Annotated in this window: 13 protein-coding genes and 1 pseudogene; 4 read left to right on the forward strand and 10 right to left on the reverse strand. The window is 60.3% G+C overall.

Translation table 11 applies throughout. The annotated features are described in order from the left end of the window. Nucleotides 1-35: 35 nt before the first annotated feature. Nucleotides 36-1,162 (reverse strand): IS3 family transposase gene (locus tag ASD01_RS32155; RefSeq protein WP_156553061.1). Its coding sequence is split into 2 segments (ribosomal slippage): nt 36-934 and nt 934-1,162, totalling 1,128 coding nucleotides; the frame shifts between segments, so codons are not numbered across the junction. A 151-nt stretch (nt 1,163-1,313) separates the two neighbouring features. Between ASD01_RS32155 and ASD01_RS35080 the strand changes: the two are divergent. From ASD01_RS35080 to ASD01_RS32180, 4 genes and pseudogenes are all read left to right on the forward strand, one after another. Next, nucleotides 1,314-1,643 (forward strand): annotated as a pseudogene (locus tag ASD01_RS35080) (IS110 family transposase); the annotation flags it as partial. 530 nt (nt 1,644-2,173) lie between these two features. Continuing rightward, nucleotides 2,174-3,160 carry an NADH-quinone oxidoreductase subunit NuoH gene (gene nuoH / locus ASD01_RS32170; protein ID WP_060644861.1) on the forward strand — a complete coding sequence of 329 codons (987 nt, stop codon included), beginning with the start codon at nt 2,174-2,176 and terminating at the stop codon, nt 3,158-3,160. 132 nt (nt 3,161-3,292) lie between these two features. Then, the gene (locus ASD01_RS32175) at nt 3,293-3,859 is read left to right on the forward strand and encodes an NADH-quinone oxidoreductase subunit I (RefSeq protein ID WP_060644862.1); all 567 of its coding nucleotides are present in this window, start codon (nt 3,293-3,295) and stop codon (nt 3,857-3,859) included. A 37-nt stretch (nt 3,860-3,896) separates the two neighbouring features. Further along, nucleotides 3,897-4,337 (forward strand): CBS domain-containing protein, encoded by a 441-nt coding sequence (locus tag ASD01_RS32180; RefSeq protein WP_060644863.1) that lies wholly within the window; start codon nt 3,897-3,899, stop codon nt 4,335-4,337. A 60-nt stretch (nt 4,338-4,397) separates the two neighbouring features. On the opposite strand, the gene nuoG is transcribed toward ASD01_RS32180, so the two are convergent. The 9 genes from nuoG to ASD01_RS32225 form a co-directional block, all read right to left on the reverse strand. After that, the gene (gene nuoG, locus ASD01_RS32185; protein WP_060644864.1) at nt 4,398-6,974 is read right to left on the reverse strand and encodes an NADH-quinone oxidoreductase subunit NuoG; all 2,577 of its coding nucleotides are present in this window, start codon (nt 6,972-6,974) and stop codon (nt 4,398-4,400) included. Nucleotides 6,975-7,001: 27 nt separating this feature from the next. Then, complete coding sequence (gene nuoF / locus ASD01_RS32190; RefSeq protein ID WP_060644865.1) at nt 7,002-8,267, reverse strand: NADH-quinone oxidoreductase subunit NuoF; 1,266 nt, start codon at nt 8,265-8,267, stop codon at nt 7,002-7,004. A 2-nt stretch (nt 8,268-8,269) separates the two neighbouring features. After that, the gene (gene nuoE / locus ASD01_RS32195; RefSeq protein WP_060644866.1) at nt 8,270-8,782 is read right to left on the reverse strand and encodes an NADH-quinone oxidoreductase subunit NuoE; all 513 of its coding nucleotides are present in this window, start codon (nt 8,780-8,782) and stop codon (nt 8,270-8,272) included. A 16-nt stretch (nt 8,783-8,798) separates the two neighbouring features. Further along, entirely contained in the window at nt 8,799-10,013 is a 1,215-nt protein-coding gene (gene nuoD, locus ASD01_RS32200; RefSeq protein WP_060644867.1) for an NADH dehydrogenase (quinone) subunit D, read from the reverse strand. A gap of 83 nt (nt 10,014-10,096) precedes the next feature. Beyond that, the gene (locus ASD01_RS32205) at nt 10,097-10,633 is read right to left on the reverse strand and encodes an NADH-quinone oxidoreductase subunit C (RefSeq protein ID WP_060644868.1); all 537 of its coding nucleotides are present in this window, start codon (nt 10,631-10,633) and stop codon (nt 10,097-10,099) included. Further along, nucleotides 10,630-11,133 carry a NuoB/complex I 20 kDa subunit family protein gene (locus tag ASD01_RS32210; protein ID WP_060644869.1) on the reverse strand — a complete coding sequence of 168 codons (504 nt, stop codon included), beginning with the start codon at nt 11,131-11,133 and terminating at the stop codon, nt 10,630-10,632. The genes ASD01_RS32205 and ASD01_RS32210 overlap by 4 nt, the downstream gene beginning before the upstream one ends. After that, nucleotides 11,121-11,486 carry an NADH-quinone oxidoreductase subunit A gene (locus tag ASD01_RS32215; protein ID WP_029742550.1) on the reverse strand — a complete coding sequence of 122 codons (366 nt, stop codon included), beginning with the start codon at nt 11,484-11,486 and terminating at the stop codon, nt 11,121-11,123. Before ASD01_RS32215 ends, ASD01_RS32210 begins: the two co-directional genes overlap by 13 nt. 152 nt (nt 11,487-11,638) lie before the next feature. Beyond that, nucleotides 11,639-13,078: an NADH-quinone oxidoreductase subunit N gene (locus ASD01_RS32220; protein WP_060644870.1), complete on the reverse strand. Its 1,440-nt coding sequence runs from the start codon at nt 13,076-13,078 to the stop codon at nt 11,639-11,641. After that, a complete protein-coding gene (locus ASD01_RS32225) occupies nt 13,075-14,550 on the reverse strand; it encodes a complex I subunit 4 family protein (protein WP_060644871.1) in 1,476 nt (491 codons plus the stop codon). The genes ASD01_RS32220 and ASD01_RS32225 overlap by 4 nt, the downstream gene beginning before the upstream one ends. Nucleotides 14,551-14,557: the final 7 nt, after the last annotated feature.

Consider the following 14,557-nt stretch of genomic DNA (forward strand, 5'->3'; position numbering starts at 1 on the left):
TCTGAATAGCCCCGAGTTTCGTAGACACCCTCGGGTTAGATTTTCTGCTGCTTCTCGAACTCGACGGGTGACAGCATCCCGTTCCTGACGTGTTTGCGTTTCGGGTTGTAGAACATTTCGATGTAGTCGAACACGTCCTGGCGAGCTTCATCGCGTGAACGGTAGACCCTGCGACGTATCCTCTCTCGCTTCAGAAGATTGAAGAAGCTCTCGGCCACCGCATTGTCATGGCAGTTGCCGCGTCGGCTCATCGAGTGAACCAGATTGTGGTGCCTGAGGAACGAGGCCCAGTCCATGCTGGTGAATTGCGAGCCCTGATCGGAGTGGATCAGCACTTTGTCCTTCGGTTTGCGTCGCCACACCGCCATGAGCAGAGCCTGCAATACGACGTCCGTGGTTTGGCGGCTCTGCATCGCCCAGCCGATGACCCGGCGGGAATAGAGGTCGATGACGACGGCCAAATAAGCAAAACCTTCGCAGGTCCGGATATAGGTGATGTCCGTGACCCAGGCCTTGTCCGGAGCCGCTACGTCAAACTGCCGGTCGAGCGTGTTGTCGATAGCGACGGCAGGCCTGCCGCCATAGATGCCGGGACGGCGTTTGTAGCCAATCTGCGCCTTGATCCCGGCGAGACGGGTCAGACGCGCAACCCGGTTCGGGCAGCATATCTCGCCCTGATCGAGAAGGTCGTCGTGCAGCTTGCGATAACCGTAGACCTTCCCGCTCTCTTCCCATGCCTTCAGGAGCAGATCGGTCTGTCGTTTGTCCTCGTTGGCTCGCCTGCTCAGCGGGTTCTTCAGCCAGGTGTAAAATCCACTGGGATGAACCCGCAGAAGGCGGCACATCGTCCGCACCGAAAACTGCAAGCGATGCAGAGCAATGAACGCGTACTTCACTTTGCATCCCTGGCGAAATACGCGGCCGCTTTTTTTAGGATATCTCGCTCCTCGGTAACGCGAGCCAGTTCCTTCTTTAGCCGCCTGATCTCCTCGGTCTCGTCGTTGCCCTTGGCGTTCGACGCAGCAAACTTCTTCTTCCATTCGTAGAGCGAATGCTGGCTGACGCCGAGACGCTGCGAAACCTCAGCAACCGGATAGCCTCGCTCCGTGATCTGGCGCACCGCGTCACGCTTAAACTCTTCGCTGAAATTCGATTTGCTCATGATGCTCTTCTTGCCTCAAAATTAGGAAAGAAGGCGTCTACAAATCTCGGTGCTATTCACCGTCACGCTTAAACTCTTCGCTGAAATTCGATTTGCTCATGATGCTCTTCTTGCCTCAAAATTAGGAAAGAAGGCGTCTACAAATCTCGGTGCTATTCAAACGCCGGCAGGAGCGACCGCTCTTTTGGGCATCAGAGGAATTGGTCCAGAGTTCGCTACAATACTCTACACGGAAGGCCTGTTCCGACACTCAGCGGGAAATCCGCGATTGCGAGCGACAATGGTCGAGCTCGCCTGGCTATGGCTGCGGCATCAACCAAAGTCGGCGCTAACGATATGGTTCAAAGAGCGCATCACACGCAACAGCGGCCGCCTTAAAACGCCGATGATTGTAGCACTGGCTCGCAAGTTGCTGGTTGCTCTGTGGAAGTACGTGAGTTCCGGTGTCGTAATAGAGGGCGCGATCATGAAAAGCGCCTGAACGCAAACGCAGACACTATCGTCAGCACACTCATCCTCAGGGCCTGATCAGTCCTGACGGATCCAGGTGGACGGACCGGGAATCCTTTTGGCTCTCAAACGCCGATCTTGAGTTTGGTCCCGTTCTCCTGAGCCCGTGCCCGTCGAAAACGGGATAGTGGTGCAGCCGCTACGGACGGCGACCGAATGTGAGGTTGTACAGGCCCGCGAACGGGCCGGTAAGACTATGGGCTCAGACCGTGGATCCGCCAAAACGGAGAAATTCGATGCCACTCGAATGACCAATTGACAAAGATCCTGATGTGAACGGATTCGAAGCTGCCAAGCCGGTTTGCCTCATGATTAGGCCGATCGACGGTGACTAGGAAAGAAACCGACGGCAACCTCCTGACCGTCCCAGAATAGGAAACGGCAGCCTGTCCACGGCCGCCGTTTCGTGAGAAAATGGAGAAAACTGGAAGGACCCGCTCAACGGGTAAGCCGGGTCGGGCCCAGTCACGTTTCTGCCTGTCGAATAGATGGCCGCGGATCATGGAACTTCTCGTCGCCCTTGGCCTTATCGCCCTCAAGATCGCATTGCTGATCGCAATGCTTCTACTCTTGCCTTTGCCGGTGACCTGGCTGGAGCGAAAGATTGCCGGCCACATGCAGCAGCGCATGGGTCCGATGCGCGTGGGGTGGCACGGCCTGCTGCAGCCGGTGGCTGACGGTATCAAGCTCCTGACGAAAGAGGATCATATCCCTGCAGAGGCAGATCGCTTCCTATTCAAGCTGGCGCCGATCCTGGCGCTCGCTCCGCCCTTTGTGGTTTTTGTCGCAATCCCCTTCGGCGAGACCGTCTCAGTGCTCAATGCAGAGATCACGCTCTACGTTTCCAACCTCAATGTGGCTCTGCTCTTCGTCTTCGCGGTGATGGGTCTGGAGGTCTATGGCGTCATCTTCGGCGGCTGGGCCGCCAACAGCAAATACGCCGTTCTCGGCAGTCTGAGGACCTGCGCACAGATGATCAGCTACGAAATCCCGATGGGTTTCGCGGTCGTCGGCGTCGTGATGCTCGCACAGTCGATGAGCCTGGTGGACATCGTGCGCGCCCAGAGTGATCTCTGGAACATCGTCTACCAGCCGATCGGGTTCTTCGTCTTCTTTGTTGCGGGATTGGCCGAAGCGCAGCGCATTCCCTTCGACCTGGCCGAAGCGGAAGGGGATCTCGGCGCAGGGTTCCATACCGAGTACAGTGGTATCCGTTTCGCGTTCTTCATGGTCAGCGAATACGTCATCGTGCTCCTGGTATCGGTCCTCTCCGTCATCCTGTTTTTCGGCGGCTGGAACGGTATACTCATTCCGCTGCCGCCGCTTCTCTGGTTTGCGCTCAAAGTGGCATTCTTCATTTATGTGTTTATGTGGTTCCGTTTCACCTTGCCCCGCTATCGCTATGACCAACTGATGGCGATCGGATGGAAAGTCTTGCTTCCTCTGTCAATGGCGAACATAATTATCACTGGTATTGCTTTCACTTAGGAGCCAAGGCGGCTTGTCCACGCGCCTTCTAGGTTCGGTGTCGATCTGACGAAGATGCGTGCAGCAATCGAAGGGACTACAGCGACCCTCCCGCGTTGGAATAGACGCACGCCGCTGTAGAACGGCGCGACGATGTCACGCGTGGTCGACAGAGCTGGAACATGGATCGGCTGGGCGCTTTTTGCCGATCTGGCGAGCGCCTTTACGCTGACCTTTGGCTATATGTTGTCCAAGCCGGTGACCATGCAGTATCCGGACAAGGAGAAGTGGCTCCCCTATTCGCGCTATCGCGGCCATCACTTCCTCAAACGCGACGAAGAGGGCGAGATCAAGTGTGTCGCGTGCGAGCTTTGCGCTCGCATCTGCCCCTGCGACTGCATCGAAGTCGTTCCCTACGAGGACGAAAACGGCAACCGACACCCAGCAAAATTCGAAATCGACACGGCCAGGTGCCTTTTCTGCGGCCTGTGTGAGGACGCCTGCCCTGCGGACGCCATTGCACTTGGCCAGCAGTACGAATTCTCGAGTTTTTCGTCACGCGACCTCGTGATCGGACGCGACGATCTGCTCGAAAAACCTGGAAAGGCAATGACCGGCGGTGGTGTCGTCGCCGCACGCCTGAATACGGATGAGGACGTGCTGGTCGAAACGAGCGAACCGCGCGGATACAACTGGTGGCGCAATATCCGGCGAACGTGAGGAGCAGCAAACCGGGTCGCGCATATAGGAGGCTCAGATGCTTGTCGGTGAAATCGTGAAGGATAAGGGTGCTGGAGTGATCGCAGTCGCTCCCGACCAGGCGATGGTGGAGATCCTGCGGCTCTTTCGTGACAACAATATCGGCTTCGTGGTCGTCAGCCACGCGCCCGGAAGGTACATGGGCACGGTCTCGGAACGGGATTGCTGCAATGCGCTTGCGGAATATGGGCCTGAGGCAGCGCTGATGCCGGTCGCCGAGATCATGAACCGCAACGTGGCGATCTGTTCGGCTGTCGATGGGCTGCCCCTGGTGATGTCGATCATGACCCAGAGACGGACACGTCATGTGCTGGTCATTGAGGAGGAGGCCATTGTCGGCGTCGTCAGCATCGGCGACGTGGTCAAGCACCGGCTCGACGAGGCGCAGCGCACGGAGCGGCACCTGTTCGAATACATTGCCGGGGCCGGCTACCACTGAGAGTGGCTTTGCGCCCAGAGGTCGGGACACGGGCCTTGCAGGCGCCTCGCGCGCAAATCCTCATGCTCCTCGCCAGACCCGGTTCGTGCCGTCGATTGCGTGCGCTGTTGCTGCCTTGTGAACCTTAACCGGACACGGGTATTCACCGCGCCTCATCAAGCTGTTGAGGCGAAGAGACCGATAGTTTTCGGGAACAAAGACAAGACCCTTGGGAAACGGCTTTTCGACCTTGAGCTGCGCTACCAGTTCACCGCGGGTTGAACAAACGACCACCTGGTCGCCGTCCGAAAGGCCAAGCTTAGCCGCATCCTCAGCGCTCATCGCGACATAAGGATCGTTGGCGACCGTGTTCAGGATCTCCGAACGCTCGGTCAGATAGCCATTGTGGAATAGACAGTTGCCGGTGACGAGCAGGAGCCCGTCGTGCGGTTGCGAAACGGTCGGCGGTGCATGGAAGGCTTCCGCCGGTGGCGTCGGGCCTTCTTTCGTGAAGGCACCGTCGGCACCAAGTCCGGTCCAAGTGAGCGCCTGATAGGCCGGTATCAGCCGGGCGATCTCATCGAAAACCGCGACATGCGTCGAAGGCTGCAATATTTGGCCGCGCTCAGCTGCGACAAAATCGAAGATAGCGAGATTGCCCCGCGCCTCAAAGACTGGTTCCCGGAACTTGGCGACCTGCTGGATGCGACCCTCGTTGTTGGTAAAGCTGCCGGGCTCTTCACCGTAGCCCGCCGCTGGCAAGACAACCTCGGCCAGTGCGGCCGTCTCGTTAAGGAAACTGTCCTGCACGATCAAGAGATCAGCGGCGCCAAGTGCCCGCGCCACGAACTCCCTGTCCGGATAAGAGACCAGGGGGTCAGTTCCGACAAGGTAGAGCGCCCCCATTTGCCCAGCCACGCAGAGATCCAGCATCGCGTCGAGGTCACCACCCGGCCCATGGGGGATTTCGGCGCCCCAGTTCCGGGCAAGAGCGGCGCGCGCCGTCTCGTCGACAACCGGCTGCAGCCCCGGCAAGCCGCCCGCCAGGGCCCCCATATCAAAGGCGCCCAGCTGGTTGGCGCGGTCGAAGAGGAACTGCAATGCTGGGGTCTTGCCGAGGAGGCGAAGCAGTTGCAAGAGATTGGTGAGTTGCTGCAACGCTCCCCGCGCGTCTGACGATCTCAGGAGGTCGACACTGACAAGCACGGTGACAGTGCTGCCTTCGTTGAGTGCTGCGGCCAGACGATCCGGTCCATCGCCGCCATTGCCAGCCACCGGGCCGCCGACTGCCACGCCGATCTCTGCAACAGCGTCACCTGACAGTTTGTCACCGACGGCCGCAGCAAGTCCGGCAACCACGGCTGCAAGGCTCGCGACCTCTCCGCCAGGCGATACACGAACCACAGCCTTAGCATCGGCGTCGAGGCGGGACGGTCGCGTCGAGAGCATGAGTAATCCAGTCCCGCGCCGCCTGGCGGCATCCCGCAGCAGATACTCGGTGACCGGGTTTTCCTCGGTCACGTTGCCGCCGATAACAAGCACGCGATCGACGCCGATCACGTCCGTCAAAGGTGCACGACTGTAGCCTGCCATCAACGGGGCAAGCGCGTCGAAGGGTGTGGACCAGCGCGACGAGCTGTCGATGTTGTTGGTCGCAAAGACCGTGCGCATGAGCTTTTGGAACTGATAGAGAACTTCATTGGGCAGGCGCGGCGAGACAAGTCCGCCGGAAGCCTTGCTTTCGACCGCTGCTAGCCGCCGGCGCAGATAGTCTCCTGCTTCGTCCCAGGAGACCGGCACAAGAGTGCCGTCGCGGCGGATCATCGGTCGTTTGATCCGATCATGCCCTTCGATGAAGTCAAGGCCGAAACGGCCGCGTGCGCAGAGCGTTTCGCGGTTGACGCCGTGTTCCTCCTTGGACCGGACACGCATGAATTCGCCCTTGCGCGCGCCGACGGTCAACTGACATCCCGTGCCGCAATGCGGACAGATCGTGTCGACCTCGGCGAGATCCCAGGGCCGAGCCTTATAGCGATAGGGAAAGCTCATCAGCGCGCCGACCGGACAGACTTCGATGCAGTTGCCACACTGGTCGCAACTGGCAAGACTGCCCTCAAAGCCGGTGACGGCCGTATCCATGCCTTTCTCGACGGTGCCAAGGGCGACCGCGCCGACGACCTCCTCGCACATGCGCACGCAGCGCTGGCACTGGATACAGCGGTTGACGTTCATGATGACGACCGGGCTCAGGCGAATGTCGCGAGAATGGAAGACCCGCTTGGGATCGTGAAAGCGGCTTCTCCCCGGACCGTAGGCCATCACCATGTCCTGAAGCTCGCATTCGCCGCCCTTGTCGCAGATCGGGCAGTCGAGCGGGTGGTTGGCAAGGAGCATGTCGAGCATGGACGAACGTGTTTCATCAATCAGTGGCGTATCCGTTCGCACGACCATGCCTTCAGTGACGGCTGTGGCGCAGGACGGCTGTAGCCGCCGCAGTCCCTCGATCTCGATGAGACACATGCGGCAGGAGGCAAGCGGCGGCAGGCGCTTCAGGTAGCAGAAGGTCGGAATTTCGATGCCCAAGCGCTGGGCGGCCTGCAACACCGTCGAGCCGGCCTCGACCTCCAGTGTTTGCCCATTGATCGTAACGCTCACCATGACCTACTCGCCCGCGCTAGGCGCTCCTTAGTGGAACGGACACTTCCGCTCCTCGATATGGGCGACAAACTCCTCGCGGAAATGCGCAAGCGAGGCCCGCAACCCCATCGCAGCACCGTCACCCAAAGCACAAAACGTATTGCCGAAAATGCCCTTGCAGAGCATATCCAGCTGCTCCATATCGCCGGGGGCGCCCTCGCCCGCTTCGATCCGGCGCAGCACTTTCACAACCCAGTTCAACCCCTCGCGGCAAGGCGTGCACTTGCCGCAGGACTCGTGGTGAAAGAACTCGATGATGCGGGTGGCGACCTTGACCATGCAGGTCGTGTCGTCGACGACGATCACGCCTGCCGAACCCAGCATCGTGCCGGCAGCGGCAAGCGAGTCAAAATCCATTCCGACGTCCAGCCCCGGCTCCGGGATCACCGGGGCCGAAACGCCACCTGGTATTACCGCCTTGATCTTGCGACCGGCCGGCGGCCCGCCGGCATGGTCCTCGACCAGTTCTCGAAGCGGGATCCCCATCGGCAGTTCGTAAAGCCCGGGCATGCGCACCTGTCCGCTGACGCAGTAGAGCTTCGGGCCGGGGCTCTTTTCGGGTCCGATACCGCGGAACCAGTCAGGGCCCCGCGCCACGATATGCGGCACGCAGACCAGCGTCTCGACATTGTTGATGACAGTTGGGCTGGCATAGAGCCCCGCAACCGCCGGGAACGGCGGTTTCAGGCGCGGCTGCGCCCTCTTGCCCTCGAGCGAGTCGAGCATCGCGGTCTCTTCGCCACAGATATAGGCACCAGCACCGCAATGGACGTGGACGACGAAGTTGAAGTCCGAGCCCAATATCCGCTTTCCGAGATACCCTTTGGCCTTGGCCTCGGCGATCGCCTGTTCCAGCCGCCTGATCGCCAGCACATACTCGCCGCGAACATAGACATAGGCGACCTCTGCCCCGATCGCATAGGCGCTGATCGCCATGCCTTCGACCAGCTGGTGCGGGTCGCGCTCCATGACGATCCGGTCCTTGAAGGTGCCGGGCTCCCCTTCGTCAGCGTTACAGCAGAGATATTTCGGCTTGTCGGCCCGCTTGGGTACGAAACTCCACTTCATGCCGGTCGGAAACCCTGCTCCGCCACGGCCACGCAGGTTCGACCGCTTGATGAGATCGATGATCTCGTCGGGCGTATGTTCCTTGAGGGCTTTGTGAAGCCCTCGGTAGCCGCCGCCGGCCTCATAGGTCGAAAGAAGATGCCCATCCTGCACGCTCACATTCTTCAGAAGAACCGGTTCGTACATGGCTATTCCCCCGGCCGTTCGACGGCAGCGAGATCGGCGCCGGTCGTGTCAGGCACCATGGCGCGCAGCCGGGCAAGCAGCGCGTCGATCCGCTCGATGTCGAGATTGCCGTGATAGTCGTCGCCGACCTGCATGACCGGAGCCATTTCACAGGCGCCGAGGCATTCGACGGTCGAGAGCGTGAACAACCCATCGGGGGTCGTGCCGCCCTTCTTGATTCTAAGGACGTCCTCCATATGCATCAGCAGATCTTCGGATCGGCGCAGCATGCAGGAGACATTGTCGCAGAGCTGCAGGTGGAACTTGCCCACTGGCTCGGTATGGAAGAGCGTGTAGAAGGTTGCGAGCTCGTAGACCCAGATCCGCTCGACGCCGAGGATTTCGGCGACTTCCTCCAGCACCGGGCCGGGCAGATGGCCATGTTCGCGCTGCGCGATCAAAAGTGCAGGCATGATCGCCGAGCGCTGGTCGGGATACCGCGCCGCCGCCTGTTCGATCTTCTCACGCATCGCCATCACGTCCAAATCTCCGCTACTTGTCGACCTCCGCCATCACAGGATCGAGGCTGCCGAGCACGGCGATCATGTCCGCCAGATAGCGGGCGTTCGTGACGCCGAAAACGCCTTGAAGGTTGACGAATGAGGGTGCCCTGACCTTCATGCGGAACGGTTTCGGCGACCCGTCGCTGATGATGTAGAACCCAAGCTCCCCCTTGGGCGCCTCGATTGCCGAATAGACCTCGCCCTTCGGCACGCTGAAGCCATAGGCCGACAGGTCGAAATGCTGGATCAATGCCTCCATCGAGCAATGCACCCGTTCCTTGTCGACGGGGAAGGCAATCGTCGGCATGTCGACCTGGAACGGCCCCTCGGGCATCTGCTCGATGCATTGTTCGATGATGCGCATGCTTTCACGCATCTCATCGACCCGGCATCGCCAGCGCGCATAACAATCGCCTTCATTGCGCGTGATGACATTGAAATCGAGCCGGTCGTAGATCTCGTAGGGCTCGTCACGACGGATGTCCCAGTCGACGCCGGAAGCACGCAGGTTCGGACCGCTCAGGCCGAGATCGATGGCGTCTTCGGCGGTGATGACGCCGATCCCTTGGGTGCGTTTCAGGAACACCCTGTTGTCTTCGAGCAGCCGCTCATAGTCGCGGATGCGGTTTGGGAAGATGTCGCAGAACTCCCTGATCTTTGCGAAGAACCCATCAGGCAGGTCCTCGCGAACGCCACCGACCCGGCAGAAGGAGGTGTGCATGCGCGCGCCGGTGACCATTTCGAGGAGATCCATGATCATTTCGCGCTCGCGCATGACGTAAAGCAGCGCGGTCATGGCGCCGAGATCCATCGGAAGCGCGCCGGTGATCAAAAGATGACCGGATATGCGCGCGAGTTCCGCCATCATCACGCGGATATATTGTGCCCGGATCGGGGCCTCGATGCCCAAGAGCTTCTCCACCGCGAGCGCGAAAGCCAGGTTGTTCGAGGGCGGGCAGAGGTAGTCGAGCCGATCGGTCAGCGGGAAGATCTGCGTATAGGTAAAGCTTTCTGCCAGTTTTTCCGTGCCGCGATGCAGGTAGCCGATATGGGGGTCCACCCGCTTGACATACTCACCGTCCAGTTCGAGCACGAGCCGGAGGACCCCATGGGTGCTGGGGTGTTGGGGTCCGAGATTGAGAAGCACTTCCTTGCTGTTGAGCGCTTCTCCTTCCGGCCTCGTGAGCTCGGTGACTTCGGTCATCTCAACTTTCCGGTATCGATCGGTCTCCGTGGTTCATGTGGTTTCGGGGCGGTCCAAAAGGAAACCGCCCGCACTTCCTCCCCCTATGGAATGTTCCGTGTGGCGAGGTCGGGCTGGGTCGGCGGCGGACCTTCGGCGCCAAACGGGTTCAGCTTGTCCTTGTACCCCTTAAGCGGAAAGTCCTTGCGCTGGGGAAAGCCCTCGAAGCCCTCCCACATATAGATCCGTCGCAAGTCGGGATGCCCCTGGAACCGGATGCCATACATGTCCCAGGCTTCGCGCTCGTGCCAGTTGGCGGTGCGCCAGACCCCGGTGACCGAGGGAACCTCGGGCGGATCGCCAAGCCGACACTTGATACGGACACGCCAGCGGTTGGGCAGCGAATAGAGATGGTACACCGCCTCAAAGCGCGGCGTTTCGGGATAATGGTCAACGCCGCAGATGTCGGAAAGGAAGTTGAACCTGAACTCGGGTTGGTCCTTCAGGAACCGGCAGAATTCGACGATCTTTTCGGGCGGAGCCACGAAGACATCGATGCCATGCGCAGTCCCGAGATCCTCGATCGCTTCCCCGAAGCGCTCCAGGATCAAAGCGCGATTGAGAGACGGCTCGACACTCATGATGCCGCCGCCCGATCGAGAGGCGTTCCGGCGAGCGCACGGGACTTCTTGATCTTTTCTTGCAATAGCAGGAAGCCATGCATCAGCGCCTCGGGCCGTGGCGGACAGCCGGGCACGTGCACGTCGACTGGCACAAAGGTTTCAGACCCTTGCACCACGGCATAGGTGTTGTAGACGCCCCCTGAAATGGCGCAGGTCCCCATGGCGATCACCCAGCGCGGCTCCGGCATCTGGTCGTAAAGCCGGCGCACAACGGGGGCGAACTTCCGGGTCACCGTGCCGGCGATGATCATCACGTCGGACTGCCGCGGCGAAGGGCGAAACACCACGCCGAACCGGTCGAGGTCGTAGCGCGCGCAACCCGCCGAGATCATTTCTATGGCACAGCAGGCGATGCCGAAGGTCTCGGGCCACAAGGCCGACCTTCGGCTCCAATTGATGACGCTCTCGGCCGTGGTGAACAGCACGCTGTCCTGGATGGTGTTTCCTACTCCTCCCATTCCAGCGCTCCCTTCAGCCAGGCGTAGGCAAAACCCACGAGAAGCAGCACGATGAAGACGAACATTTCGAGATAAGCGACGAGACCAATCTCTTTGAGGACGACTGCCCAGGGGAAGAGAAACATCGCCTCGACATCGAAGACGACCAGGAGGATCGCAAGGATAAAGAACTGCACCCTGAAGCGTCCCCCGGCCGCCTCGCCTGCCGGGTCCATGCCGCATTCATAGGGCATGTTCTTTTCGGGATAAGGATTGGACGGCCGCAACAGCGAGGAAACAAAAAGCGTCGCCCCCACCACCAGAACAATTCCGGCGATCATGAAAAGAACCGGCAGGAAATCCGCTGCAGACATATCGCGCAGCCCGGTCACCCATCGGGGGCGTTGCTCAAGCCGCGATCGGCTCCTTCGGGCCGGTAACGCGGCCGCCCAGTAGGCGGCTAAGGGCATTCCTTTCCTAAACTGCTAGTTTATTCTGTCGGATAGGCCAATGCAAATGCGATCGCTCAGCCGCCGAAGGCCGACTGCTGGGCGAGCTTCAGAAACCACGCCGGAAACAGGCCGATGCCAATCGTGCCGGCGGCCGTGACGGCGAGTGCGGCACCGACGAGGGGCGTCAGGGCCGGCTCGAACGCCCGCTCCGGTTCGCGCATGAACATCACCATGACGATGCGAATGTAGAAATAGGCGGCGACGGCGCTCAGGAGCACCGCGATCACCGCCAAAAGGACGAAACCGCGCTCGACGAGCGCGACCAGCACGTAGAACTTGGCAAAGAAGCCTGCCGTCGGCGGAATGCCCGCCAGCGAAAACAGATAGAGCAACATCAACAGCGCGAGCCCCGGATGCAGCTTGGCGAAGCCGGAATAGTCCTCAATGACTTCGCCCGAGAAATTGCCGTTCCGCATCATGATGACGGCGCCGAAGATGCCGAGGTTCATGAAAGTGTAAATCAGAAGGTAGAGCATTACGCTGGCGATCCCATCCGCACCGCCGGCCACGATGCCCAAAATGGCAAAGCCGGCGTGGGCGATGCTGGAATAGGCGAGCAGGCGCTTGAAGTTATCCTGCACCAGCGCCACGAAGCTGCCGAGCGCCATCGTCACCACCGCGATAACGGCCAGTATGATCCAGACGTTGGAGCTTGCGACCAACGGGTTGAGGAACACCCTGAGGATCACCGCGAAGCCTGCCGCCTTGGGCCCGACGGACATGAAGGCGGTAATCGTCGTCGGGGCACCCTCGTAGACATCCGGCACCCACATGTGGAACGGCACCGCGCCGATTTTGAAGACCAGCCCCGCGACAATGAACACGACGGCCACAAGCAAACCCGGATCGAGCGGATCATTGCTGACTGCCGCCGCCATCCGGTCCAGTTGCGTCGTGCCGGTAAGGCCATAGACCAGCGAAACACCATAAAGAAAAATCCCGGTCGAGACGGCGCCAAGGATGACGTATTTCAGTGCAGCTTCGTTTGAGCGTTGTTCACGCCGAAGGAAGCCAGTCAGCACGTAGGTGCACAGCACCATCAGTTCGAGGCCGACATAGATCGACAGGAGATCGGTCGCAGACGCCATGATCATCATGCCGGCAAGCGCAAGCAGCAGCAGCACATAGTATTCGCTGCCGCCGATCCCTTCGATATCGGCATAGTTTCGCGAGAGCAGGAACGTGAGCAGGATCGACAGGTAGAACAGCGATTTGAAGAAGATGGAGAAGGGGTCGGCGACGAACATGCCCGCATAGGCCGGCTGCGCCTCTCCTGACAGCGTGAATGTCGCCACCGCAGCGACCAGCACGACCGCGACCGAGGCCCAGACAAGAAGAGCGTCCTTTCCCTTCGGCAAGAGTTGCCCGCCAATCAACAGGATTGAGGACCCGACAACCACGATGATTTCCGGCAGGCTTACAAGGATCGACGCAAGGAGCGCTGCGGCGGTCATGGGCCGTTCCCCCTGTCGTGGACCTGCTGCAAAAGATGCGTGACCGAGCTGTCGATGATGGCGAGAAAGGGCTTGGGGTAGAACCCGACCCAAAGCACGAAGACGGCGAGCGGCAGGATCGCCACCAGTTCGCGGCCGTTGACGTCACGAACCTTGAACCGCGCGCCGACGGTTGCCGGACCGAGCGCGACTTTCCGGTACATGCCAAGCAGATAAGCCGCGCTCAGCAATGCGCCCAATACGGCGACTGCGCCAAGGGTGAGGTTGGCCGCAAACCCGCCCGATAGCACCAGCAACTCGCCCACGAACGCGTTCGTTCCCGGCAACGCCATCGACGACAGCACGAACAGCGCCAGAAATCCGGTGTAAACGGGAGCCACCTTCATCAAGCCGCCATAGTCGGCGATGCTGCGGGTATGGGTGCGCTCGTAGATCAGGCCGACGAACAGAAAGAGCGCGCCGGTCGTCACGCCGTGATTGAACATCTGCAGGATGCTGCCTTGAAGCCCGAGCGGGTTGAGGGCAAAAATCCCAAGCGTCACGAAGCCCATATGGCTGATGCTCGAATAGGCCACCAGCTTCTTCAAATCGTCCTGCGCCAAGGCAAGCAGCCCGCCATAAACGATCGCGAGTGCCGAGAGTGCCATCATCAAGGTCGAATAATAGACTGAAGCCTCCGGCAGCATCGGCAGCGAGAACCTCAGGAACCCATAGGCCCCCATCTTCAGGAGTACGCCGGCAAGGATGATGCTGCCGGCCGTCGGAGCCTGCACATGGGCGTCCGGCAGCCAGGTATGGAGCGGGACCATCGGCACCTTGACCGCGAATGCGACGAGGAAGGCAAAAAACAGCCAGGATTGAATGTCGAACGGCAGGTCGAGTGCCATCAAGGCGAGGATGTCGAAGGTCCTGCCACCCTCGAAGTAAAGAACGATGACGCCGATCAGGAACAGGAGGCTGCCCGCCAGGGTGTAGAGGAAGAACTTGAACGCCGCGTAGACCCGGCCGCCACCGCCCCAGACCCCGATGATCAGATACATCGGGATCAGCATCGCCTCCCAGCAGACATAGAAGAGAAACAGGTCGAGCGCCGTGAATACACCCAACATCAGGGTCTGCATGGCGAGCAGGCAGACCATGAACTGCTTCACTTTGCGGTCGATGGCGATCCATGAGGCGAGCACCGAGACAGAGCCCAAAAGCGCGGTCAGGAACACGAAGAGCGCGCTGATCCCGTCGACGCCGAGCGCAAAGGTTATGCCGAGCTCCGGCACCCACGGGTGCTTCTCGACGAACTGCATCTCTGAGCTCCCGGTATTAAAACCGGAAAGCATCGCAATGGCGAGCGCCACGTCGAGCAAGGTGAAGCCGAGCGCTGCCCACCGCACCGTCTCGTCGCTGCGCAGGAGCATCACGACCGCCGCCCCGGCGACCGGTACGAAGACGATCAGGCTGAGCAGCGGGAACGCCATCACACCC

Source organism: Ensifer sp. Root423 (genome assembly GCF_001426275.1).
In the GTDB taxonomy this organism is placed as follows: Bacteria; Pseudomonadota; Alphaproteobacteria; order Rhizobiales; family Rhizobiaceae; genus Ensifer; species Ensifer adhaerens.

Excerpts from the sequence above, each read along its gene's own strand:
- nuoH (WP_060644861.1), top strand. The coding sequence starts at position 2,174 with ATGGAACTTCTCGTCGCCCTTGGCCTTATCGCCCTCAAGATCGCATTG.
- ASD01_RS32175 (WP_060644862.1), top strand. The coding sequence starts at position 3,293 with ATGTCACGCGTGGTCGACAGAGCTGGAACATGGATCGGCTGGGCGCTT.
- ASD01_RS32180 (WP_060644863.1), top strand. The coding sequence starts at position 3,897 with ATGCTTGTCGGTGAAATCGTGAAGGATAAGGGTGCTGGAGTGATCGCA.
- nuoG (WP_060644864.1), bottom strand. The coding sequence starts at position 6,974 with ATGGTGAGCGTTACGATCAATGGGCAAACACTGGAGGTCGAGGCCGGC.
- nuoF (WP_060644865.1), bottom strand. The coding sequence starts at position 8,267 with ATGTACGAACCGGTTCTTCTGAAGAATGTGAGCGTGCAGGATGGGCAT.
- nuoE (WP_060644866.1), bottom strand. The coding sequence starts at position 8,782 with ATGGCGATGCGTGAGAAGATCGAACAGGCGGCGGCGCGGTATCCCGAC.
- nuoD (WP_060644867.1), bottom strand. The coding sequence starts at position 10,013 with ATGACCGAAGTCACCGAGCTCACGAGGCCGGAAGGAGAAGCGCTCAAC.
- ASD01_RS32205 (WP_060644868.1), bottom strand. The coding sequence starts at position 10,633 with ATGAGTGTCGAGCCGTCTCTCAATCGCGCTTTGATCCTGGAGCGCTTC.
- ASD01_RS32210 (WP_060644869.1), bottom strand. The coding sequence starts at position 11,133 with ATGGGAGGAGTAGGAAACACCATCCAGGACAGCGTGCTGTTCACCACG.
- ASD01_RS32215 (WP_029742550.1), bottom strand. The coding sequence starts at position 11,486 with ATGTCTGCAGCGGATTTCCTGCCGGTTCTTTTCATGATCGCCGGAATT.
- ASD01_RS32220 (WP_060644870.1), bottom strand. The coding sequence starts at position 13,078 with ATGACCGCCGCAGCGCTCCTTGCGTCGATCCTTGTAAGCCTGCCGGAA.
- ASD01_RS32225 (WP_060644871.1), bottom strand. The coding sequence starts at position 14,550 with ATGGCGTTCCCGCTGCTCAGCCTGATCGTCTTCGTACCGGTCGCCGGG.